Origin of the sequence: Methylobacterium sp. Leaf361, from assembly GCF_001424445.1 — a bacterium.
Classification (GTDB): Bacteria; Pseudomonadota; Alphaproteobacteria; order Rhizobiales; family Beijerinckiaceae; genus Methylobacterium.
Genome location: NZ_LMPY01000056.1, coordinates 127,454 through 149,709 on the forward strand (window position 1 = coordinate 127,454; position 22,256 = coordinate 149,709).

General features: G+C 71.1%; 21 protein-coding genes and 1 tRNA gene. 16 read left to right on the top strand and 6 right to left on the bottom strand.

The annotated features are described in order from the left end of the window. Window position 1 precedes the first annotated feature (1 nt). The 4 genes from ASG32_RS27400 to ASG32_RS27415 form a co-directional block, all read right to left on the bottom strand. Window positions 2–877: an aldose 1-epimerase family protein gene (locus ASG32_RS27400; protein WP_056532521.1), complete on the bottom strand. Its 876-nt coding sequence runs from the start codon at window positions 875–877 to the stop codon at window positions 2–4. A gap of 76 nt (window positions 878–953) precedes the next feature. Continuing rightward, window positions 954–2,705 carry an ABC transporter ATP-binding protein gene (locus tag ASG32_RS27405; protein ID WP_056532523.1) on the bottom strand — a complete coding sequence of 584 codons (1,752 nt, stop codon included), beginning with the start codon at window positions 2,703–2,705 and terminating at the stop codon, window positions 954–956. A 79-nt stretch (window positions 2,706–2,784) separates the two neighbouring features. Further along, complete coding sequence (locus ASG32_RS27410) at window positions 2,785–3,048, bottom strand: hypothetical protein (RefSeq protein ID WP_348271903.1); 264 nt, start codon at window positions 3,046–3,048, stop codon at window positions 2,785–2,787. A 137-nt stretch (window positions 3,049–3,185) separates the two neighbouring features. Next, on the bottom strand, window positions 3,186–3,872 hold the full coding sequence (locus tag ASG32_RS27415) for a hypothetical protein (RefSeq protein ID WP_056532524.1): 687 nt from the start codon (window positions 3,870–3,872) through the stop codon (window positions 3,186–3,188). Window positions 3,873–4,163: 291 nt separating this feature from the next. Here ASG32_RS27415 and ASG32_RS27420 point away from each other — a divergent pair, with 291 nt between their 5' ends. Together ASG32_RS27420 and ASG32_RS27425 are read left to right on the top strand one after the other, a co-directional pair. After that, complete coding sequence (locus ASG32_RS27420; RefSeq protein ID WP_020092230.1) at window positions 4,164–4,829, top strand: response regulator transcription factor; 666 nt, start codon at window positions 4,164–4,166, stop codon at window positions 4,827–4,829. After that, entirely contained in the window at window positions 4,829–6,154 is a 1,326-nt protein-coding gene (locus ASG32_RS27425) for a sensor histidine kinase (protein WP_056532525.1), read from the top strand. The genes ASG32_RS27420 and ASG32_RS27425 overlap by 1 nt, the downstream gene beginning before the upstream one ends. 9 nt (window positions 6,155–6,163) lie before the next feature. Here ASG32_RS27425 and ASG32_RS27430 read toward each other — a convergent pair whose 3' ends face one another. Then, the gene (locus ASG32_RS27430) at window positions 6,164–7,555 is read right to left on the bottom strand and encodes a PLP-dependent aminotransferase family protein (RefSeq protein ID WP_056532528.1); all 1,392 of its coding nucleotides are present in this window, start codon (window positions 7,553–7,555) and stop codon (window positions 6,164–6,166) included. Between the two features lie 114 nt (window positions 7,556–7,669). Between ASG32_RS27430 and ASG32_RS27435 the strand changes: the two genes are divergently transcribed. Continuing rightward, window positions 7,670–7,993, top strand: coding sequence for a DUF1127 domain-containing protein (locus ASG32_RS27435; RefSeq protein ID WP_056532530.1), 324 nt, complete (start codon window positions 7,670–7,672; stop codon window positions 7,991–7,993). Window positions 7,994–8,033: 40 nt separating this feature from the next. Continuing rightward, window positions 8,034–8,936 carry an EamA family transporter gene (locus tag ASG32_RS27440; protein ID WP_056532532.1) on the top strand — a complete coding sequence of 301 codons (903 nt, stop codon included), beginning with the start codon at window positions 8,034–8,036 and terminating at the stop codon, window positions 8,934–8,936. Between the two features lie 101 nt (window positions 8,937–9,037). Here the strand turns inward: ASG32_RS27440 and ASG32_RS27445 are convergent. Further along, window positions 9,038–9,114: transfer RNA gene (locus ASG32_RS27445), tRNA-Asp, on the bottom strand. 383 nt (window positions 9,115–9,497) lie between these two features. Here ASG32_RS27445 and ASG32_RS27450 point away from each other — a divergent pair. The 12 genes from ASG32_RS27450 (at window position 9,498) to nuoL (ending at window position 22,255) form a co-directional block, all read left to right on the top strand. Further along, window positions 9,498–9,863, top strand: coding sequence for an NADH-quinone oxidoreductase subunit A (locus ASG32_RS27450; protein ID WP_007560754.1), 366 nt, complete (start codon window positions 9,498–9,500; stop codon window positions 9,861–9,863). Window positions 9,864–9,905: 42 nt separating this feature from the next. Continuing rightward, the gene (locus ASG32_RS27455) at window positions 9,906–10,493 is read left to right on the top strand and encodes an NADH-quinone oxidoreductase subunit B (protein ID WP_010686017.1); all 588 of its coding nucleotides are present in this window, start codon (window positions 9,906–9,908) and stop codon (window positions 10,491–10,493) included. Window positions 10,494–10,502: 9 nt separating this feature from the next. Further along, on the top strand, window positions 10,503–11,150 hold the full coding sequence (locus ASG32_RS27460; RefSeq protein ID WP_056532537.1) for an NADH-quinone oxidoreductase subunit C: 648 nt from the start codon (window positions 10,503–10,505) through the stop codon (window positions 11,148–11,150). A gap of 16 nt (window positions 11,151–11,166) precedes the next feature. Further along, on the top strand, window positions 11,167–12,357 hold the full coding sequence (locus ASG32_RS27465) for an NADH-quinone oxidoreductase subunit D (protein WP_020092237.1): 1,191 nt from the start codon (window positions 11,167–11,169) through the stop codon (window positions 12,355–12,357). Window positions 12,358–12,367: 10 nt separating this feature from the next. Next, a complete protein-coding gene (nuoE, locus tag ASG32_RS27470; RefSeq protein ID WP_056532541.1) occupies window positions 12,368–13,729 on the top strand; it encodes an NADH-quinone oxidoreductase subunit NuoE in 1,362 nt (453 codons plus the stop codon). 9 nt (window positions 13,730–13,738) lie between these two features. After that, entirely contained in the window at window positions 13,739–15,040 is a 1,302-nt protein-coding gene (nuoF, locus tag ASG32_RS27475; RefSeq protein ID WP_056532544.1) for an NADH-quinone oxidoreductase subunit NuoF, read from the top strand. Window positions 15,041–15,232: 192 nt separating this feature from the next. Further along, window positions 15,233–17,314 carry an NADH-quinone oxidoreductase subunit NuoG gene (gene nuoG / locus ASG32_RS27480; protein WP_056532547.1) on the top strand — a complete coding sequence of 694 codons (2,082 nt, stop codon included), beginning with the start codon at window positions 15,233–15,235 and terminating at the stop codon, window positions 17,312–17,314. Between the two features lie 13 nt (window positions 17,315–17,327). Next, window positions 17,328–18,350 carry an NADH-quinone oxidoreductase subunit NuoH gene (gene nuoH / locus ASG32_RS27485; protein WP_020092240.1) on the top strand — a complete coding sequence of 341 codons (1,023 nt, stop codon included), beginning with the start codon at window positions 17,328–17,330 and terminating at the stop codon, window positions 18,348–18,350. 27 nt (window positions 18,351–18,377) lie between these two features. Next, window positions 18,378–18,866, top strand: coding sequence for an NADH-quinone oxidoreductase subunit NuoI (gene nuoI, locus ASG32_RS27490; protein ID WP_007560744.1), 489 nt, complete (start codon window positions 18,378–18,380; stop codon window positions 18,864–18,866). 222 nt (window positions 18,867–19,088) lie between these two features. Next, window positions 19,089–19,709 carry an NADH-quinone oxidoreductase subunit J gene (locus ASG32_RS27495; protein WP_020092241.1) on the top strand — a complete coding sequence of 207 codons (621 nt, stop codon included), beginning with the start codon at window positions 19,089–19,091 and terminating at the stop codon, window positions 19,707–19,709. Window positions 19,710–19,743: 34 nt separating this feature from the next. After that, the gene (nuoK, locus tag ASG32_RS27500) at window positions 19,744–20,049 is read left to right on the top strand and encodes an NADH-quinone oxidoreductase subunit NuoK (RefSeq protein WP_010686008.1); all 306 of its coding nucleotides are present in this window, start codon (window positions 19,744–19,746) and stop codon (window positions 20,047–20,049) included. A gap of 82 nt (window positions 20,050–20,131) precedes the next feature. Beyond that, the gene (nuoL, locus tag ASG32_RS27505; RefSeq protein ID WP_056532550.1) at window positions 20,132–22,255 is read left to right on the top strand and encodes an NADH-quinone oxidoreductase subunit L; all 2,124 of its coding nucleotides are present in this window, start codon (window positions 20,132–20,134) and stop codon (window positions 22,253–22,255) included. Window position 22,256: the final 1 nt, after the last annotated feature.

The following is a 22,256-nucleotide window of genomic DNA, read 5'->3' on the forward strand; positions in this document are numbered from 1 at the left end:
GCTAGGTCTCCAGCGTCAGGCGGACGCCGTGGCGCGCCGCGGCGCCCGGGGCGAGCAGACGCTGCGAATCGCGCGCGGCGAGGTCGCCCGCGAAGTCCGACCAGTCGGCGTAGCCGGTCCAGCACTCCAGCGACAGGAAGGGTGCGGTCGGCTTGGTCCAGACCGCCAGGTGGGGGAAATCCGCCATCTCCATGCGGATCGATCGTCCGGGGCCGGTGAAGCGCATCCAGCGGCTGCGGGCGTTCCGGAACACGAAGGCCTCGGTGAAGAGCGCCGGATCGAGGGACAGCGTGTCCCCGGCGAGGGGGATCGGCTGCTCGTCGCGCAGCAGCAGGCCGCCCGGGCCGACCTGGGGGGCGAAGGGCCGCTCCGCCTCCTCGAAGGCGACCGCGTAGCCGCCGTCGCGGGCGCGGGTGCCGCCCGCGAAGGGCCACGGGAAGGCCGGGTGGAAGCCGAGGGCGTAGGGCAGGGGGGCGGCGCCGGGATTGGCGACGGTCACGTCGAGGTCGAGCCCCGCCGGGCGGACCCGCGCGGCGATGTCGAGCCGGAACGCGAACGGGTAGTGCGCCCGCGTCTCGGGCCCGTCGGTCAGGCGCAGGGTCAACGCGTCGGCGCTCCGGTCGACCACCGCGAAGGGCAGGTCCCGGGCGAAGCCGTGCTGGGCCATCGGGTAGCGCTCGGACCCGACCGTCACGTGCCCGCCCGCCGAGGCGCCGACCACCGGGAAGAGCCAGGGCGCGTGGCGGTTCCAGTGCTCGGGATCGCCGCTCCAGAGATACTCGGTCCCGCCGACCCGCCACGAGACCGGCTCGGCCCCGTCAGTCGCGAGCGTCGCGGTGGTGCCGTCCGGTGCGGTCAGCTCGATGCGCGTGGTCACGGTGCTCTCCCGGTCTGCCTCGGTGAGCCGAGGTAACGGAGGCGGGGCCGGACGCAAGGCCCCGGCGCGCGGTTGCTCAGGCCGCCGTTCCGAGCCCCGGCAGGACCGTCTCGGGCGGCCCGGAAGCGACGATCCGGCCGGCCTCCAGGACGTGGACCGCGTCGGCGCCCTCCAGGGTCGAGAGGCGGTGGGCGATCAGGATCAGCGTCCGCCGGCCCGAGAGCGCGCGCAGCGCCCGCATCACGGCCGCCTGCGTCTCGTCGTCGAGGGCCGAGGTCGCTTCGTCGAAGACGATGACGTCCGGATCGTGGTAGAGCGCCCGGGCGATGCCGACGCGCTGGCGCTGGCCGCCGGACAGCCGCGCCCCGCGCTCGCCGACCCGCTCGGCGTAGCCGTGCGGCAGGGCGGCGACGAAGTCGTGGGCGCCGGCGAGCCGCGCCGCCCGCTCGACGGCGGCGAGGTCCGGCGCGTCGAGGCCCAGCGCGATGTTCTCCGCCACGGTCCCGTCCACCAGGAACACCTCCTGCGGGACGTAGCCGATCCGGTTCTGCCACGCGGGCAGGGTGCCGGCATCGAGGGGCCGACCGTCCACGGTGATCCGTCCGGCGGTCGGGCTCAGCACGCCGAGGATCAGGCCCGCCAGCGTCGACTTGCCCGAGCCGGTGCGCCCGGCAAGGCCGACCGTAGCGTTGACCGGGATCGTCAGGTCGATCCCGGCGAGGGCCGGACGGCCGGTGCCGTAGTCGAAGCCGAGGCCCTCGAGACGGATCGCTCGCGCGAAGGGCAGCCGCTCCGCGGTGCGGGGCCGGGATGCGCGCTCGTCGGCGAGCTCGTCGACGATCACCCGCACCGCCGGCAGGGTGAAGCGCATCAGCGCCACCGAGGTGAAGATGTTCTGGAAGGCCGGCAGCATGCGGTAGCCCGCGAAGGCGAACAGGCCGAGCAGCGGCAGGATCCCGGCGACGTCGAGCCCCTGGGCGAGCGCGAACAGCACCACCACGATCACCCCGCCGAAGGCCAGGGCCTCGATGACGAAGCGCGGCATCTGGCCGGTGAGCTGGCTCGCCGCGGTGGCGAGGGCGTAGGCCCGGGCCGGGGCGTCGAACCGCGACGCGAACGCCTCCGCGCGCCCGTAGAGCTTCAGCTCGGTGAGCGCCCCGAAGGTCTCCTGCACGATCCGGAAGCGGGCCTCGTTGTCGGCGACGGTGCGGCCGCCCAGCCGCGCCAGCCGGGCGCGCATCACGAGGTAGATCCCGACATAGAGGCCGCCGAAGCCGCCCCCCAGGATCAGCGCGAGCTGCGGCGCGTAGGCCAGCAGGAAGGCGATCACCGCGAGCGCCGAGCTCGCCCGCGAGGCGAGCACCGTGGCGGGCGTCAGCGCGCCGATCACCAGCCGGTCGGTCTCGGACAGCACGTTCTTGGCGAGCTCGGCGCTGTTGGCCGTCGCGAAGAACAGCCGCTCCCGGTCGAGGTAGCGGAACAGCAGCCGCCGGCTGAGGCTGTAGCCGGCCAGGTGCGTGAACCGGAGCTGCGCGTAGGTCAGCCCGGCATTCACCAGCGCGGTGACGAGGATCGCCGCGAGCGCCGCGCCGCCGGTCACCAGCAGGAAGCCGCGCTCGTCGGTCAGTCCGAGGGCGCTCCGGGCCTGGGCCAGATAGGGGATCCGGGTCGCCGCCGACGGGTCCCCGACCAGCGTCAGGAACGGGATCACCGAGGCGACGCCCACCACCTCGAGCAGCGCCGCCGCCGCGAGGCCGAGGGCGATCAGGGCGAGCCGGCGCCGGTCGGCCGACCGCATGGCGCGGACGAGGTCGATCAGCGCGCGCATGGCATCGCGGGGTCTGGCGGGACGGCTCGCATGGTCGGGCCGGGCTTAAGCGCGCCGTCCCGGCCTGTCCACGTCGGGCTCAGTCGAGCTTCTTCAGGGAGCCCAGGTCGACCTCGCCGTCCTGGTCGGTGAAGGTCAGGGTCTTGGCCGCCCCGTCCGCCTGCGCGACGCCGCCGATCCGGTGGTCGCCGCTGTCGTAGGTCGAGACCTGCCCGTCGCGGTCGACGAGGAGGCGGCGCTTGTCCGGGAAGAACGCGTACTTCATCCCGTTCTGCGCGCCGCTGGTCGCGGGCTCGCCGAGATCCTTCGGCCACCAGGGCTCCGCGCCCTTCATCGGTTTCATGGGCTTTATGGGCTCCATGGGCTTCATGGGTTCCATCGGCTTCATCGGCTCCACGGCGCGCACCTCCTGTCCGGCGATAGACAGGAGGACGCGGCAGGCGCGGAAGGGTTGCACGCCGCGCCCCGCCCGGGCGCCGCTCAGAGCGGCGGCAGCCCCGGCGCCGGGCGCTCGCGCACCTGGCCGTCGAAGCCGACATGGAGCCGGTGCTCGCGGCCGTCCCGGTCCTTCGCGGCCACCTCGACGTGGCGCGGCCCGCGACCCGTGACCCGCACGTCGCCGTAGCCCGCCGCCTGGACCGAGGCGATCAGGGCGGCCATGTCGGGCTTCGGCCCGAGACCGAGCCGGTCCTTGGCCCAGTCCAGGCTGCCGGTCGGAGGGCCGCCGGCCGGCCCGAGCAGCAGCGTGCGCCCGTCCCCGTGGGTCAGGACCCGGGCGTGCAGGAAGCCGGTCTCGAAGCGGCCCTGCACCGTCACGGTCTCGCCCTTGGCGACGAGGCCGCCGCCCTCGCCCTCGCGGCCCGTCTCCACGAGGGCCCGCCCGGTCCCGTCCTGCACCACGAACTTGTTGCCGAAGATCTCCGCGACCTCGCCCTTGATGGCGGTCGCGCCGGAGGGGGCCAGGGCCTGGATCGCCACCGGCGCGACCGGCGTCGGCTGGAACGGCGTTCCCTGCGCCAGGGACAGGCCGACGGCGCCCAGGGCCAGCGGCAGCGCCACCGCGCCCACCACCCAGGTCCGCCGCGGCACCGCCCGCGACGCCGGCTTGGCGGCCTCGGTCTCGCGGACTTCCCGCGCGGTCCCGTCGATGGTCTTGTCGTCGCTCATGATCTCATCCTCTGAAGGGTCCGGATCGGCTCGATCCGATGCCCCTTCCTAGGGAGGCGCCGGCAATCCGGTCTGAACCGCGCGGTTCAGGCCCGGTTAAACGCGCCGCCCTAGAGCGCTCCGTGCGGAACCCGTGCGGGTTCAGAGGCTTGGCAGCGGGCGTTGATGCGGGCCGACAGGTCGGCGCCCGGGCGGCCGTCCCGGGAGCCGACGTGAGACCACGGCCCTAAGTGCCCGCGGCAGCGGGCGAAATCGGCCGGCCGCCGCGGTCCAGACGGGGAGGTGAGACCGGTGAAGATCCTGCTGGTGGAGGACGACGCCGCCCTCGCGGCGGAGGTCGCCAAGGTCCTGCGCGCCGAGAACTTCGTGCTCGACCACGCCGCCACCGGCGAGGACGCCCAGCATCTCGGCGAGACCGAGGGCTACGACGCCGTCGTGCTCGATCTCGGCCTGCCGAAGGGCGACGGCGTCTCGGTGCTGCGGGCCTGGCGCGGGGCCGGCCGGACCCTGCCGGTGCTGGTGCTCACCGCCCGGGACGGCTGGAGCGACAAGGTCGCGGCCTTCAAGGCGGGGGCGGACGACTATCTCGTGAAACCGGTGCGCGTGGAGGAGCTGGTGATCCGCCTCCGCGCCCTCGTGCGCCGGTCCCAGGGCGGGGGAGCGAGCCGGATCACCTGCGGTCCCCTCAGCTTCGATCCGGGTCTCGGCGCCTTCGAGCACGAGGGCCTGCCGCTCAAGCTCACCGGCCTGGAATGGCGGGTCCTGTCCTGCCTGATGCTGAACCGCGAGACCGTGGTGCCGCGCCCGCACCTGATCGAGCGGGTCTACGAGGGCGACGCCGACGTCGATTCGAACTCCGTCGAGGTGATCATCACGCGCCTGCGCCGGAAGATCGCGCCGGCGCGGATCGAGAGCGTGCGCGGCCACGGCTACCGCCTGCACGCGGAGCCCGCCTGATGGTGGCGACGGCGCGGCGCCGCTCGCTCCGCACACGGCTGCTCGCGTCGGCCCTGGTGCTGGTGCTGGCGGCCCTGGTGGTGGCGGGCCTCGCCATCGGGGTGATCCTGCACCGCTTCGTGCGCGGGCAGCTCGACGGCCGGCTCGACGCGCAGATCACCGCCCTGCGGGCCGGGCTCGAGGCCGGCGTCCTCCCGCAGGATCTCGACGCGCCGCCCTTCGACCGGCCCGGCCCCGGCTGGGCCTGGGAGGTGCGCCGCGGCGCCGGGACGATCCGATCCGGCTCCCTGCGGGGCGGGGACATCCGCCTGTCCGATCCCGGACCGGACGACGATCCGGGCCGGCCGCACCCGGCCTCGGGCACGGGGCCGCGCGGCGAGCCCCTCGTCGCCCGCGTGCTGGCCGTGCCCGGGCCCGAGCCGGCGACGATCGTGGTGGCGGCGCCGGAGGGGGAGCTGCGCGGGCCGCTGCGCGAGGCGCTGACGAGCCTCGCCCTGGCGCTCGGCATCCTCGGCCTGTGCCTGGTCGCGGGCCTGGCCTTCCAGGTGCGCCTGGGCCTCGCGCCGCTGACGCGCCTGCGCGCGGACCTCGCGTCGGTCCGGGCGGGGCGGCGCGAGCGCGTGCCGGCGGACCAGCCGGCCGAGATCGCGCCGATGGTGGCGGAACTCAACGCGCTCCTCGACCAGAACGCGCAGAACCTGGAGCGCGCCCGCGGCCACGTCGCCAACCTCGCCCACGCCCTCAAGACGCCGCTCGCCACCCTGTCGATGGCCCTCGCCGAGCCCGCCCGCGACCCGGACGGCGCCCTGCGCCGGCAGGTGGACGACATGGACCGGCGGGTGCGCCACCACCTCCGGCGCGCCCGGGCCGCCGCCCTGGCGGGCTCGGCCCGGGGCCGCACGGCCCTGGCGCCCCGGCTGTCGGACCTGCGCGCGGCGCTGGCCCGGATCCACGCCGAGAAGGGCGCGGCGATCGACCTCGACGTCCCGGAGACGCTTTCGGTCTCCTGCGAGGGCCAGGATCTCGACGAGATGCTCGGCAACCTCGTGGACAATGCCTGCCGCTGGTGCCGCGGCCGCGTGCGGGTCTCCGCGACGGCGCGCGACGGCGCGGTGGCCGTGGTCGTGGAGGATGACGGGCCCGGCCTCGACCCGGCGGCGGCCTCCGCCGTCATGGCCCGGGGCCGGCGCCTCGACGAGGGCGTGCCGGGCCACGGCTTCGGGCTGCCGATCACCCTGGAGCTCGCCGAGCTGTACGGCGGCGGCCTGAGCCTCGGGCGGTCGGATCTCGGCGGCCTGCGGGCGGAGTTGCGGCTGCCGGCCTGACCGCGCCCCTCAGCCCAGCGCCACCCGCAGGATCGGCCGGATCCGCGGATCGGCGCAGTGGGCCACGTTGAAGCGCATGTAGCCGTTCCACGCATCCGACAGGCTGAACGAGGTCCCGGGCGCCAGCACCATGCCGCGGGCCAGCGCCCGGCGGGCGACGTCGGCGCCGTCGCGCCCGTCCGGAAGGCGCATCCACAGGAAGAAGCCGCCTCGCGGCTGCGCCCAGGTCTCGAGTCCGCAGGCGCGCAGCTCCGCGGACGCCTGCACCATCGCGCCGGCGAGCCGGCGGCGGGTCTCGGCGAGGTGCCGCCGGTAGGCGCCCTCGGTGATCAGCGCGTGCACCAGCGCGGCCGTGATGTGGCCGTTGCCGAGGCTGAGGGCGAGCTTGAGGTCGACCAGCGGCTCGACCCAGTCGGCCCGGAGCGCGATCCAGCCGCAGCGCGCGGCCGCCGACAGGGTCTTGGAGAAGCTGCCGATCTGGATCACCCGCTCCAGCCCGTCGAAGCCGGCGAGCCGCGGGGCGGCCTCGGGCTCGAGGTCGCCGAAGATCTCGTCCTCGACGATGAGCGTGTCGTGCGCCTCGCACAGCTTGAGGAGCCGGTGCGCCACGGTCGGCGCGAGGCTCGCCCCGGTCGGATTCTGGAGGGCGGCGTTGGTCAGGTAGAAGCGCGGCCGGTGCTGCTCCAGCAGGGTCGCGAGCGCTTGCAGGTCCGGCCCCTCCGGCGTGATCGGCACGCCGACCACCGCCACGCGCTGCGCGCGCAGCAGCGCCAGGAAGTTGAAGTAGCAGGGATCGTCGACCAGCACGGTGTCGCCGGGCTGGAGCAGGAACCGGCAGACGAGGTCCAGCGCCTGCGTGGCCGATTCGACCAGCACGATCTGGTCGGGCTCGGCGCCGACGCCCTTCTCGCCGACCTTGCGGGCGATCTGGTGGCGCAGGGGCTCGTAGCCCAGGGGCCGGTCATAGTTGGTCATCTCGGCGAGGTCGGCCCGGGCCACCCGGCGCAGGCCCCGGCGGATCGCCTCGTGGGGCATCCAGGAATCGGGCAGCCAGCCGGCCCCGGGCTTCAGCTGGTCGGAGCCGGCCTGCTGCGCCTGCCGGGTGATCCAGAGCGGGTCGACGATCCGGTCGAGCCGCGGCCCCATCGCCTGGAGCGAGAGCGGCCGGGTCTTGCCGGCGACGTAGAAGCCCGAGCCCGGCCGCGGCACCACCGCGCCCTCGGCGGCGAGGCGCTCGTAGGCCTCCACGACGGTGGATTTCGAGACGCCCATCGTCTCCGCGAAGGCCCGGACCGAGGGGATCCGCACGCCCGGGACCAGCCGCCGCGCCGCGATCCGCTCGCGGATCTCGCCGACCACGGCCTCGACGCGCGTCCCGGGGCTTCCGACTGCGACCGCCATCCGTACTGCTCTTTCGTCCGGACAATTCTTCCGAACCGTACCGAAGTGTTCCTGTCGCCGCCAGCCCCCGCCCGCCAGGATCGCGACGCCCCGGAACGATGGAGGAGGGGATCCATGACTCAGTGCCTGACAGAGACCGCCGCCCTGGAAACCCGGATCGGATCCCGGATCAGATCGCGCGGCGGATGGCTCGCCCGGATGGCCGGGCCCGTGCTGACGGTCGCCGCCGAGGTGCGCGCGGGCCTGTCGCGGGCGGCGATGAACCGGCGCGTTCTCCAGCGCCTGTCGACCCTGTCGGACCGGGAACTGAAGGATATCGGCCTGACGCGGCAGGACGTGGCCGATGCCTGCGTGCCCGGCACGGGCGACGCGATCCACCTGCTGGTCGGCCGGCGCGACGAGCGACGCCACGCCCGGGCGGCCGTGCGGCCTTGGTGATGCGGTGGTGACGCGGCGGCGTGCGGCGTAGGGTGCGCGCATGACGCTGCGCGACGGGCTCGCCGCAATCCTGGTGGTCACGATCCTCGGGCTGGCCTTCGTGGCCATCAAGGTCGGCCTGGAGACGGTGCCGCCGCTGATGCTGTGCGCCCTGCGCTTCGGCTTCGCGGCGCTGCCGGCGGCGCTGGTGATCCGGCCGCCCCGGGCCCCCGTCGCCCTGGTGGCGGGGTTCGGCCTTGCCCTCGGGGTCGGCCAGTTCGGGCTGCTCATGACGGCGATCCGCCTCGGCATGCCGGCCGGGCTGTCGTCGCTCCTGATCCAGGTCCAGGTCCCGTTCACCGTGGCGCTCGCCTGGGCGCTGCAGGGGGAGCGCCCGCGCCGACGACAGATCCTGGGCGGCAGCATCGCGCTCCTCGGCGTCGCCGCGGTGGCGCTCGGGCGGGGCGGAGGCGCCCCGCTCGGCCCGCTGATCCTCGTCGTCGGTGCGGCCCTGTCCTGGGCCAGCGCGAACGTCGTCGCGAAGCGGATCGGCCGGGTCGACCGCCTGGCGCTGATGGTCTGGAGCAGCCTCGCCACAACGCCGCCCCTGCTCATCCTGTCGCTGATCATCGAGGGGCCCGGGGCGCTCACGGCGCTGGCGCATCCGAGCTGGGGGGCGATCGGATCGGTCGCGTTCCAGGCCTACCCGACGACGCTCCTCGCCTTCGGCCTCTGGAACGGGCTCCTGACCCGCTACCCGGCGGCTGCCGTGACCCCCTTCGCCCTGCTGGTGCCGGTGGCCGGCATCCTGAGCACGCATCTCGTCCTGGGCGAACCGCTGAGCGCCGACATCCTGGCCGGGGGAGGCCTGATCCTGACGGGTATCGCCCTCAGCCTGCGCGGGACGCGGCCGGGCGCGGTCGCTCCACCGGGTCCTTCCCCCGAATCGTCGAAGGTGGCCTGACCGCTCGGCCGAGCCATCACCCGTCCCCGCTCGGGCACGCGGGACTGCGCATCGGCACGGTGCACCGCGAGACGAATTCTGATGGTGATATCGGGGGGACGTGGCGCGGGCGACGGGGCTCGAACCCGCGACCTCCGGCGTGACAGGCCGGCACTCTAACCAACTGAGCTACGCCCGCACGGCGTGGTCGCTTCGAAGGGGCGTTTCGCCCGGCGACGGGGCGGGGTTTATGGGGCGCCCGGTGCCCTGTCAAGCGCGTCCCGCACGGATTCGCATCCGCCACGATCCGCGACCGCCGCCGCAGGCATACCAGCCCCCCGACTCGGGCCTGCGCGCTTCCGTCGTGTTGCGCCGGCGCCGCGCAAGCCCATCTCGGACATGACCGACAGGACGACCGACAGGATGGCTGACAGCGCGCTTTGTGCGACGCGACAAGCCATTGTCACGGGCCGGCGGCTCGACTAAGCCTCCGGCCGCGCGCATCCTGGCATAAGAACAATTCCACGGGCGGATCCGGGTCGGCGTCGCACCGCGGTTTCACTCGTCTCGCGAGGCCCTGGCATGACCGGATTGTTGGCGGATTACCTGCCGCTCATCGTGTTCATCGGCGTGGCGCTGTTCATCGCCACGGCGCTCCTGGTCGTGCCGTTCCTGGTGGCCTTCAAGAGCCCCGATCCGGAGAAGCTCTCGGCCTACGAGTGCGGCTTCAACGCGTTCGACGACGCCCGCATGAAGTTCGACGTGCGCTTCTACCTCGTCGCCATCCTGTTCATCATCTTCGACCTCGAGGTCGCGTTCCTCTTCCCCTGGGCGATCACCTTCGGGGACCTGGGCTGGTTCGGCTTCTGGTCGATGATCGTCTTCCTGGGCGTGCTGACCGTCGGTTTCGTCTACGAGTGGCGCAAGGGCGCCCTCGAATGGGATTGATCTCCCGCCGCTCGCCGCCCGCACAGAATTCTTGAGTCGCCGATGGCCCTGATCACCGACACCAACCGCGCCCCCGCGATCGCGCCCCAGCCGAAGGGGATCATCGATCCCAACACCGGCCGCCCGATCGGCGCGGACGACCCGACCTTCCTGTCGATCAGCGACGAGCTCGCCGACCGGGGCTTCCTGCTCACCACCACGGACGAGCTGATCAACTGGGCCCGCACGGGCTCGCTGATGTGGATGACCTTCGGTCTCGCCTGCTGCGCGGTCGAGATGATGCAGATGTCGATGCCGCGCTACGATTGCGAGCGATTCGGCTTCGCACCCCGCGGCTCGCCGCGCCAGTCCGACGTGATGATCGTCGCCGGCACGCTCACCAACAAGATGGCCCCGGCTTTGCGCAAAGTCTACGACCAGATGCCGGAGCCGCGCTACGTCATCTCCATGGGCTCCTGCGCCAACGGCGGCGGCTACTACCACTATTCCTACTCGGTGGTGCGCGGCTGCGACCGGGTGGTGCCGGTGGACATCTACGTGCCCGGCTGCCCGCCCACCGCCGAGGCGCTGCTCTACGGCGTGCTGCTGCTGCAGAAGAAGATCCGCCGGACCGGCACGATCGAGCGCTGAGGAGCGGCCATGACGAACGGCATCTCGATCCTGCCCCACACCCAGCCGGCCTACGGCGACGACGCGGTCTCGGCCCTGGCCGAGCGTGTCCTCGGCGCCCTCGGCCCGGCGGTCGTGTCCCACACCGTCGCGTTCGGCGAGCTGACGCTGGTGGTCCAGGCCTCCGACATCGTCTACGCGCTGACCTACCTGCGCGACGATCCGGCCTGCGCGTTCCGCAACTTCATCGACATATGCGGCGTGGACTACCCGCAGCGCGAGAAGCGCTTCGACGTGGTCTACCACCTGCTCTCCCTGCGCCATAACCTGCGCATCCGGGTGAAGGTGCAGACCGACGAGGTGACGCCGGTCCCCTCCGTGATCGAGGTCTTCCCGGCGGCCAACTGGTACGAGCGCGAGACCTACGACCTCTACGGGATCCTGTTCTCGGGCCATCCCGACCTGCGCCGCCTGCTCACCGATTACGGCTTCGAGGGGCACCCCCTGCGCAAGGACTTCCCGCTCACCGGCTTCGTCGAGGTCCGCTACGACCAGGACCAGGCGCGGGTCGTCTACGAGCCGGTGCAGCTGACGCAGGAATTCCGGAACTTCGACTTCTTGTCCCCGTGGGAAGGCACCGACTACGTGCTCCCCGGCGACGAGAAGACGTCGGCTTGAGCCGCGGAGAGCGTCCGTGACCGAACACAACATCCGCAACTTCGCGATCAACTTCGGCCCGCAGCACCCGGCGGCGCACGGCGTGCTGCGCCTCGTGCTGGAACTCGACGGCGAGGTGGTCGAGCGGGTCGACCCGCATATCGGGCTGCTCCACCGCGGCACCGAGAAGCTGATCGAGTACAAGACCTACCTGCAGGCGACGCCCTATTTCGACCGGCTCGACTACGTGTCGCCGATGAACCAGGAGCACGCCTTCTGCCTGGCGATCGAGAAGCTCGCCGGGATCGAGGTGCCGCGCCGCGCGCAGCTGATCCGTGTGCTGTTCTGCGAGATCGGCCGCCTGCTGTCGCACCTGCTCAACGTCACCACGCAGGCGATGGACGTCGGCGCCCTCACGCCCCCGCTCTGGGGCTTCGAGGAGCGCGAGAAGCTGATGATCTTCTACGAGCGGGCCTCCGGCGCCCGGCTCCACGCCAACTATTTCCGGCCCGGGGGCGTCCACCAGGACCTGCCGCCGAAGCTCATCGACGACATCGACGCGTTCTGCGACCCGTTCCTGCAGGTCGTCCAGGACCTCGACGACCTCGTCATGGCCAACCGCATCTTCAAGCAGCGCAACGTCGATATCGGCATCGTGTCGGTCGACGAGGCGATGGAGTGGGGCTTCTCGGGCGTGATGGTGCGCGGCTCGGGCATCCCGTGGGACCTGCGCAAGGCGCAGCCCTACGAGTGCTACGAGGAGATGGAGTTCGACATCCCCGTCGGGAAGAACGGCGACACCTACGATCGCCAGGTGATCCGCATGGAGGAGATGCGCGAATCCGTGCGCATCATGAAGCAGTGCGTCGCCAAGCTGCGCGAGCCCGCCGGCCAGGGGCCGATCGCCTCCGTCGACGGCAAGTTCGCGCCGCCGCCGCGCCGGGAGATGAAGCGCTCGATGGAGGCGCTCATCCACCACTTCAAGCTCTACACCGAGGGCTTCCACGTACCCGAGGGCGAAGTCTACGCCGCGGTCGAGGCGCCGAAGGGCGAGTTCGGCGTGTACCTGGTGTCCGACGGGACCAACAAGCCGTATCGCTGCAAGATCCGCGCGCCGGGCTTCGCGCACCTGCAGGCGATGGACTGGATGTGCCGCGGGCACCTCTTAGCCGACGTGTCCTGCGTGCTCGGCACGCTCGACATCGTATTCGGCGAAGTGGATCGGTAAGACAGAAGCGATGGCAAACCGCAGACTCGCCCCGGCCTCGGAGCAGCCCGAGAGCTTCGCGTTCTCCCCCGAGAATGCCGAGTGGGCCAAGACCCAGATCGCCAAGTACCCGGAGGGCCGCCAGGCCTCGGCGGTGATCTCGCTCCTGTGGCGGGCGCAGGAGCAGAACGGCGGCTGGCTGCCGCGGGCGGCCATCGAGGCGGTGGCGGCCGAGCTCGGCATGCCGAACATCCGCGTGCTGGAGGTCGCGACCTTCTACACGATGTTCGCCCTCGAGCCCGTGGGCCGCTTCTGGATCCAGGTCTGCGGCACGGTCCCGTGCGATTCCTGCGGCGCGCGCGGCCTCAAGGAGATGCTCCAGGCCCGTCTGGGCCCGGCCGGCCACGTCTCGGCCGACGGCAATTTCTCGTGGCTCGAGGTCGAGTGCCTCGGCGCCTGCTGCAACGCGCCGATGGTGCAGATCAACCAGGATTACTACGAGGACCTGACGCCCGAGTCCCTCGGCCAGCTGATGGACGACCTCGCCGCCGGTCGGCCCGTGAAGGTCGGCTCCCAGACCGGGCGCGTCTCGTCCGAGCCCCAGGACGCCGTGAACACCCTCACCGACCCGACGCTGTTCGACGGCTCGCGGGTCGGCGCGTGGCGCAAGCGCTTCGAGGAGGCCGGCAAGGCGGAGGAACCGGCCGCCCAGACCGGTGAAGCCGCGTCCAGCACGCAGCAGGCCGCCGAGAACCCGAAGCCGGCCCGGCCCGACGCCGGCCGCCCGGTCGAGCGTCCCGTGAGCGACGCCCCGGCCCAGCGCGCCGCCAACGGCGAGAGCCCGGTGAAGCCCGAGGATCGCGCCGACGCGGCCGAGCGCGGCCGCTCCACCGCCAAGCACGGCGCCGCCCGGCCGGGCGACGCGGACGTGCTCGACACGCCGGCCAAGCGCGTCGCCGAGGGCGAGCCCGCCGCCGGCGAGCAGGGCCACCAGGCGGTGCCGAACCGCGACGCCGTCCCGCAGCAGCCGGAGGCCTCCGGCGCCAGCGAGGGCGAGGTGGCGGCCGAGACCGAGGAGGCGCGCATCGCCGGCGCGCTCGCGGCCCTGCCGAAGGACGCGAGCCCCGAGCAGAAGGCCGACGCCGTGGGCAAGCGGCCGCCGGGGCTGGAGGCCGCCCGCGCCGGCAAGCCGGACGAGCTGACGCGCATCAAGGGCATCGGCCCGGGTAACAGCCAGCGCCTGAACGGGCTCGGCATCTACCATTTCGACCAGATCGCCGCCTGGTCCCGCGACGAGATCGCCTGGGTCGGCACCTACCTCGCGTTCCCGGGTCGCATCGACCGGGAGAACTGGGTGGGGCAGGCCAAGGCCCTGTCGGCGCCGGCTCAGTGAGGACCTGACATGCTGTCGGATCAGGATCGCATCTTCACCAACCTCTACGGCCTGCACTCGCCGGGCCTGGAGGCCGCCAAGAAGCGCGGCGCGTGGGACGGGACCAAGTTCCTGCTGGAGCAGGGCCGCGACTGGATCATCGAGGAGATGAAAGCCTCCGGCCTGCGCGGCCGCGGCGGCGCGGGCTTCCCCACCGGCCTCAAATGGTCGTTCATGCCCAAGAAGTCCGACGGGCGCCCGCACTACCTCGTGGTCAACGCCGACGAGTCGGAGCCGGGCACCTGCAAGGACCGGGAGATCATGCGGCACGACCCGCATCTCCTGATCGAGGGCTGCATGCTGGCCTGCTTCGCGATGAGCGCGCATGCCTGCTACATCTACATCCGCGGCGAGTACGTCGCCGAGAAGCACGCCCTCCAGAAGGCCGTGGACGAGGCCTACGCGGCCCGCCTCGTCGGCCAGTCGAACGTCCACGACTACCCGTTCGACATCTACGTCCACCACGGCGCCGGCGCCTATATCTGCGGCGAGGAGACGGCGCTCATCGAGAGCCTCGAGGGCAAGAAGGGCATGCCGCGGCTGAAGCCGCCGTTCCCGGCCAATATGGGCCTCTACGGCTGCCCCACGACCGTGAACAACGTCGAGTCGATCGCGGTCGCCGGCACGATCCTGCGCCGGGGCGGCGCGTGGTTCGCCGGCCTCGGCGGCAAGAACAACACCGGCACCAAGCTCTTCTGCGTCTCCGGGCACGTGAACAAGCCGTGCAACGTCGAGGAGGAGCTCGGCATCACCTTCCGCGAGCTCATCGACCGCCATTGCGGCGGCATGCGCGGCGGCTGGGACAACCTGCTGTGCTCGATCCCGGGCGGCTCGTCGGTGCCGCTGGTGCCGGCCGAGCAGATCGTCGACGCCAAGATGGACTTCGACACCCTGCGCAACCTGGGCTCCGGCCTCGGCACCGCGGCGGTGATCGTGCTCGACAAGTCCACCGACATCGTCGCGGCGATCACCCGGATCTCGTACTTCTACAAGCACGAATCCTGCGGCCAGTGCACGCCCTGCCGCGAGGGCACCGGCTGGATGTGGCGCGTCATGCAGCGCATGACCGAGGGCCGCGCGCAGAAGCGCGAGATCGACATGCTGTTCGAGGTCACCAAGCAGATCGAAGGTCACACGATTTGCGCGCTGGGCGACGCGGCGGCCTGGCCGATCCAGGGCCTGATCCGGCACTTCCGCCCCGAGATCGAGAAGCGCATCGACCGCTACACCGCCAACCCGCACAGCGAGCCTGTGCCGATGGCCGCCGAGTAAGGGCGCTATGCCGGTGTCCAACCCACAGCCTTATCCTGAGGTGCCTGCGTCAGCGGGCCTCGAAGGAGTTCTCCAGAGGTCGCGAGGCGGGCTGGACATCTCCTTCGAGGCTCGGCTGCGCCTCGCACCTCAGGATGAGGGCGTGGGTGGGATCCGGCCTCGCGCGTTTGGGCCAGTTTACGAGACGATCCGATGACAAAAATCCTCGTCGACGGCACCGAGGTCGACGTCCCCGCCGATTACACGCTGCTCCAGGCCTGCGAGGCCGCGGGGGCCGAGATCCCGCGCTTCTGCTTCCACGAGCGCCTGTCGATCGCCGGCAATTGCCGCATGTGCCTCGTCGAGCTGAAGGGTGCGCCGAAGCCCGTGGCCTCCTGCGCCTACGCGGTGAAGGATTGCCGCCCCGGCCCGAACGGCGAGCCGCCTGAGGTGCTGACGCGCTCGCAAGGCACCAAGAAGGCCCGCGAGGGGGTGATGGAGTTCCTCCTCATCAACCACCCGCTCGACTGCCCGATCTGCGACCAGGGCGGCCACTGCGACCTGCAGGACCAGGCCATGGCCTACGGGGTCGATTCGACCCGCTACACGGAGAACAAGCGCGCGGTCGAGGAGAAGCATATCGGTCCGCTGGTGCGGACCGCGATGAACCGCTGCATCCACTGCACCCGCTGCGTGCGCTTCCTCGCCGAGGTGGCGGGCGTGCCCGACCTCGGCGCGATCGGCCGCGGCGAGGACATGGAGATCACCAGCTACCTCGAGCAGTCGATGGCCTCGGAGCTCCAGGGCAACGTCGCCGACCTCTGCCCCGTGGGCGCCCTCGTGCACCGGCCGCAGAGCTACAACGTCCGGCCGTGGGAGCTGAACAAGACCGAGTCGGTCGACGTGATGGACGCGGTCGGCTCCTCGATCCGCATCGACACACGCGGCCGCGAGGTCATGCAGATCGAGCCGCGGATCAGCGAGGAGATCAACGAGGAGTGGATCTCCGACAAGACCCGCTACCACATCGACGGGCTGCGGATGCAGCGCCTCGACCGGCCCTACCTGCGCGAGAACGGCCGGCTGCGGCCCGCCTCCTGGGGTGAGGCGTTCCAGGCCACCGCCGCCAAGGTGAAGGGCGCGGATCCGAAGCGCGTCGGCGCCATCGTCGGCGACCTCGCGGGCGTCGAGGAGATCTTCGCGCTCCGTGAGCTGATCAGGAGCCTCGGCTCGCCGAACCTCGACTGCCGCCAGACCGACGCCGGCCTCGACCCGGCGCTCGGCCGCGCCTCCTACATCTTCAACCCGACCATCCCGGGCATCGAGGCGGCGGACGCGATCCTGATCGTCGGTGCCAACCCGCGCACCGAGGCCTCGCTGCTGAACGTCCGTATCCGCAAGCGCTGGCGCATGGCCCCGCTGGCGGTGGGCGTGATCGGCGAGCCGGTCGACCTGACCTACCCGAGCCACTACATCGGCGCCGGCCCCGACTCGCTCGCGGCGCTCGCCCGCGGCGAGCACAGCTTCCTCGAGATCCTCAAGGAGGCGAAGGCGCCGCTCGTGATCGTCGGCGCCGATGCTGCACCGGGCATCCTGGCCGCTGCCGCCTCCCTCGCGAAGGAGATCGGCGCGGTCTCGGCCGAGGGGAACGGCTTCGGCGTGCTGCACACGGCCGCGGCCCGGGTCGGCGCGCTCGATCTCGGCTTCGTGCCGGGGGAGGGCGGCCTGACCTTCGCGCAGATGCTGGAGCCGGGCGCGCTCGACGTCCTATTCAACCTCGGCGCCGACGAGCGCGACGTCGCCCCGGGCGCCTTCGTGGTCTACCAGGGCAGCCACGGCGACCGCGGCGCCGCCCGCGCCGACGTGATCCTGCCGGGGGCCGCCTACAGCGAGAAGTCGGCGACCTGGGTGAACACCGAGGGCCGGGTCCAGATGGGCAACCGCGCCGCCTTCCCGCCGGGCGACGCCCGCGAGGACTGGGCGATCCTGCGCGCGCTCTCGGACGTGCTGGGCAAGCGCCTGCCGTTCGACTCGCTGACCGCGCTGCGCCGCGCGCTCTACGCCGCCCACCCGCATCTGGCGGCGGTCGGCGCCGTCGAGCCGGGCAACGTGACCGAGGCGGTCGACCGGCTCGCCGGCATCGGCGGCGCCGCGACCGGCCTGGCCTTCGCGTCGCCCGTGACCGACTTCTACCTCACCAACCCGATCGCCCGCGCCTCGCGGATCCTCGCGGAGTGCTCGCGCCTCGCCCGGGAGCGCGCCGCCGAGGCGCGGCCCCTCGCGGCGGCCGAGTAGGAGCTCAAGACCGATGACGCCGCTCGAAATCCTCGGGACCGTGCTCCTGATCGTGCTGAAGAGCTTCGTGCTGCTCTCGGCACTGCTCGTCTTCATCGCCTACGCGCTGCTCGCCGACCGGAAGATCTGGGCTGCCGTGCAGCTCCGGCGCGGCCCGAACGTGGTCGGGCCGTTCGGCCTGTTCCAGTCCTTCGCCGACCTGATCAAGTTCGTGATCAAGGAGCCGGTGATCCCGGCGGGCGCCAACAAGGCGATCTACCTGCTGGCGCCGCTGGTCTTCGCGATGCTCGCCCTGTCGAGCTGGGCGGTGATCCCGCTCGCGGACGGCTGGGCGATCGCCGACATCAACGTCGGCATCACCTACATCTTCGCGATCTCGTCGCTCGGCGTGTACGGCGTCATCATGGGCGGATGGGCGTCGAACTCGAAATACGCCTTCCTCGGCGCCCTGCGCTCGGCGGCCCAGATGATCTCCTACGAGGTCTCGCTCGGCTTCGTGATCATCTGCGTGCTGCTCTGCGCCGGCTCGCTCAACCTCTCGCGCATCGTGATGGCGCAGGACACCAGCCTCGGCCTGTTCGGCTGGTACTGGCTGTGGCTGTTCCCGATGTTCGTGGTGTTCTTCGTCTCGGCGCTCGCCGAGACCAACCGCCCGCCCTTCGACCTGCCGGAGGCGGAGTCGGAGCTCGTGGCCGGCTACATGGTCGAGTACTCCTCGACGCCGTACCTGCTGTTCATGCTCGGCGAGTACGTCGCCATCATGAGCATGTGCGCCCTCGGGACCATTCTGTTCCTGGGCGGCTGGCTGTCCCCGATCCCGTTCGCGCCCTTCACCTGGGTGCCGGGCGTGATCTGGTTCACCCTGAAGGCCAGCTTCCTGTTCTTCCTGTTCGCGATGGTGAAGTCCATCGTGCCCCGCTACCGCTACGACCAGCTCATGCGTCTCGGCTGGAAGGTCTTCCTGCCGATCTCCCTGATCTCGGTCGTCGTCGTCGCCTTCGTGCTCAAGCTGACCGGCCTCGCGCCGGGCGCCTGAGCCCCCCTTCGCATCGGAGATCCGGGCATGAAGCTCGATCAGGTCGCCAAGAGCCTCCTCCTGAAGGAGTTCGTGTCCGGGATGATCCTCGGCATGCGCTACTTCTTCAAGCCGAAGGCCACGATCAACTACCCCTTCGAGATGGGCCATCGCGGTCCGCGCTTCCGGGGCGAGCACGCGCTGCGCCGCTACCCGAACGGCGAGGAGCGCTGCATCGCGTGCAAGCTCTGCGAGGCGATCTGCCCGGCGCAGGCGATCACCATCGAGGCGGGCCCCCGGCGCAACGACGGCACCCGCCGCACGACGCGCTACGACATCGACATGGTGAAGTGCATCTACTGCGGCATGTGCCAGGAGGCCTGCCCGGTGGACGCCATCGTGGAAGGGCCGAACTTCGAGTTCTCGGTGGAGACCCGCGAGGAGCTTCTCTACGACAAGCAGAAGCTCCTGCTGAACGGTGACCGCTGGGAGCGCGAGATCGCCCGCAACATCGCGATGGACGCGCCGTATCGCTGAGCCGTCGTCCCGGGCACCGGTCGCCGGTGCCCGGCAGAAGATGACGCGAAAACAAGGCCCTAGAGCGTCGCACCGGTTCCCGGTTCCGGTGGGATGCTCTAGAGCCATGCCGGGGGCGCTGTTGTGCCCCCGTCGACCGGGTTCTATAGACGGGCCGCCCGCCGCGGACCGTCTCCACGCACGGCAGAAGGGGCCGCTCCGGCGGCCGATCCCGATCAGCGCATGACCGCAGCAGCCGCCTTCTTCTATCTGTTCGCGAGCATCACGGTCGCGTCGGGCTTCATGGTGATCGCCTCGCGCAATCCCGTCGCCTCGGTGCTGTTCCTGATCCTCGCCTTCGTGAACGCCGCCGGACTGTTCGTCCTGATGGGCGCCGAGTTCCTCGCGATGATCCTCGTGGTCGTCTACGTCGGCGCGGTCGCGGTGCTGTTCCTGTTCGTGGTGATGATGCTCGACGTCGATTTCGCCGAGCTGCGCCAGGGCTTCCAGCAGTATCTCCCGATCGGCGCCCTGATCGGCGCGATCTTCCTGGTCGAGATCCTGCTGGTCGTCGGCTCGTGGAGCATCGACCCGGGCCTCGTCCAGGCCCCGCTCGGCAACGTCGCCTCGGCCGAGAACCTCACCAACGCCCAGGCGCTGGGCCGCGTGATCTACACGGACTACGCCTACTTCTTCCAGCTCGCCGGCCTGATCCTGCTGGTCGCCATGATCGGCGCCATCGTGCTGACGCTGCGCGACCGGCCGGGCGTCAAGCGCCAGAACATCGCGGTCCAGAACGCCCGCACCCAGGCCATGGCGGTCGAGACCCGCAAGGTCCCCTCGCGCCAGGGTGTCGAGGTCTGATGCGCGCGCTGATGAGAGCCGGAGGAATCGAACGATGATCGGCCTGAGCCACTACCTCACCGTCGCGGCGATCCTGTTCACGCTCGGCGTGCTCGGCATCTTCATCAACCGCAAGAACATCATCGTCATCCTGATGTCGGTCGAGCTGATCCTGCTCTCGGTCAACATCAACCTCGTCGCCTTCTCGACGCAGCTGAACGACATCACCGGACAGGTCTTCGCCCTGTTCGTGCTGACCGTCGCGGCCGCCGAATCGGCGATCGGCCTCGCCATCCTGGTGGTGTTCTTCCGCAACCGCGGCTCGATCGCGGTGGAAGACGTCAGCATGATGAAGGGCTAGGGCCTTCCCCTTCGCGCGCCCCGAGTGACATCCGGACGCCGCCGCTTCGCGGCCGGCCCGGAGGACGGACTGCAAGAGAGCGATGTATCACGCGATCGTCTTCTTCCCGCTCATCGGCTTCCTGATCGCCGGCCTGTTCGGCCGGTACATCGGGGCGCGGGCCTGTGAGTACATCACCACGTCCTTCCTCGCCTTCACGGTGCTGATCGCCTGGGGCGTGTTCATCGACGGCGGGCCGGCCGAGCGCGTGCAGGTGGCGTCATGGTTCGCGGCCGGCGACCTCCAGGTCGACTGGGCCTTCAAGGTCGACACCCTGACCCGGGTGATGCTGGTCGTCGTGACCACCGTCTCGACCCTCGTGCACCTCTACTCCGTGGGCTACATGGAGGAGGATCCGCACCGGCCGCGCTTCTTCGCCTACCTGTCGCTGTTCACCTTCGCCATGCTGATGCTGGTGACCGCCGACAACCTCGTCCAGATGTTCTTCGGCTGGGAAGGCGTGGGCCTCGCCTCGTACCTGCTGATCGGCTTCTGGTACGAGAAGCCCTCGGCCAACGCCGCCGCCATGAAGGCGTTCATCGTCAACCGCGTCGGCGATTTCGGCTTCTCGCTCGGCATCTTCCTGGTCTTCGTGCTGACCGGCTCGGTGGCGTTCGACGCCGTCTTCGGCAAGGTCGACGCGATCAAGACGCTCAGCTTCCACCTCCTCGGCTACGACTGGAACGCCCTGACGCTGGCCTGCCTGCTGCTGTTCATGGGCGCCATGGGCAAGTCGGCGCAGTTCCTGCTGCACACGTGGCTGCCCGACGCCATGGAGGGCCCGACTCCGGTCTCGGCGCTGATCCACGCCGCCACCATGGTGACCGCCGGCGTGTTCATGGTCGCCCGCCTGTCGCCGCTCTTCGAGGAGGCGCCGAACGCGCTGATCGTCGTGACGGTGATCGGCGGCATCACGTCCCTGTTCGCGGCCACGATCGGCCTCGTGCAGAACGACATCAAGCGGGTGATCGCCTATTCGACCTGCTCGCAGCTCGGCTACATGTTCGTGGCGCTCGGCGTCGGCGCCTACGCGGCCGGCGTGTTCCATTTGTTCACCCACGCCTTCTTCAAGGCGCTGCTGTTCCTCGGCGCCGGCTCGGTCATCCACGCGATGCACCACGAGCAGGACATGCGGAACATGGGCGGCCTGCGCCGGTACATCCCCTACACCAGCGCCATGATGGCGATCGGTTCGCTCGCGCTGATCGGCTTCCCCTACACGGCCGGCTACTACTCGAAGGACGCGATCATCGAGGCGGCCTACGCCTCGACCCGCCCCGGGCACACGCTCGCCTTCCTGTGCACCGTGGTGGCGGCGTTCTTCACCTCGTTCTACTCCTGGCGCCTGTTCTTCATGACCTTCGAGGGCCCGGCCCGCTGGGGCGCCCACGCCGCCCAAGACCAGCACCACGCGCCCGCGATCGCCCACGCGACTACGGCCCACGCGACCATGGCCCACGAGGCCGACGGCGCGCCCGGGCACACCGAGGGCGTCGCCCACGACGACAAGGGCCACGACATCGAGCCGGCCCACAAGAGCGACCTCGTCGCCGACGACCACCACGGACACGGCCACCACGGCGACCACACGCCCCACGAGAGCCCGCTGGTGATGACGATCCCGCTCGCGGTGCTCGCCTTCGGCGCGCTGTTCGCCGGGATCATCTTCCACAATCGCTTCATCGGCAAGGGGATGGAGGCGTTCTGGGGCCACGCCCTGGCGCACGGCCCGAACAACCACATCATGCACGAGATCCACGACGTCCCGGCGCTGGTCTCGTACTCGCCGCTGATCATGCTGATCCTCGGCTTCGTCGTGGCCTACTGGATGTACATCCGCCGGCCGGAACTGCCGGGCGCGCTCGCCGCGCAGCAGCCGTCGCTGTACCGGTTCCTGCTCAACAAATGGTACTTCGACGAGATCTACGACCGGATCTTCGTCCGCCCGGCCAAGGATTTCGGCCTGTTCCTCTGGAAGCAGGGCGACGGCCGGATCATCGACGGCCTCGGGCCGAACGGGATCGCGGCGCGCGTCGTGGACGTGACCCGCGGCGTGGTCCGTCTCCAGACCGGCTACGTCTACCACTACGCCTTCGTCATGCTCATCGGCGTCGCCGGCCTGATCAGCTGGTACCTGATGTCCGGCCTGCCCAAGGGTGCACACTGAC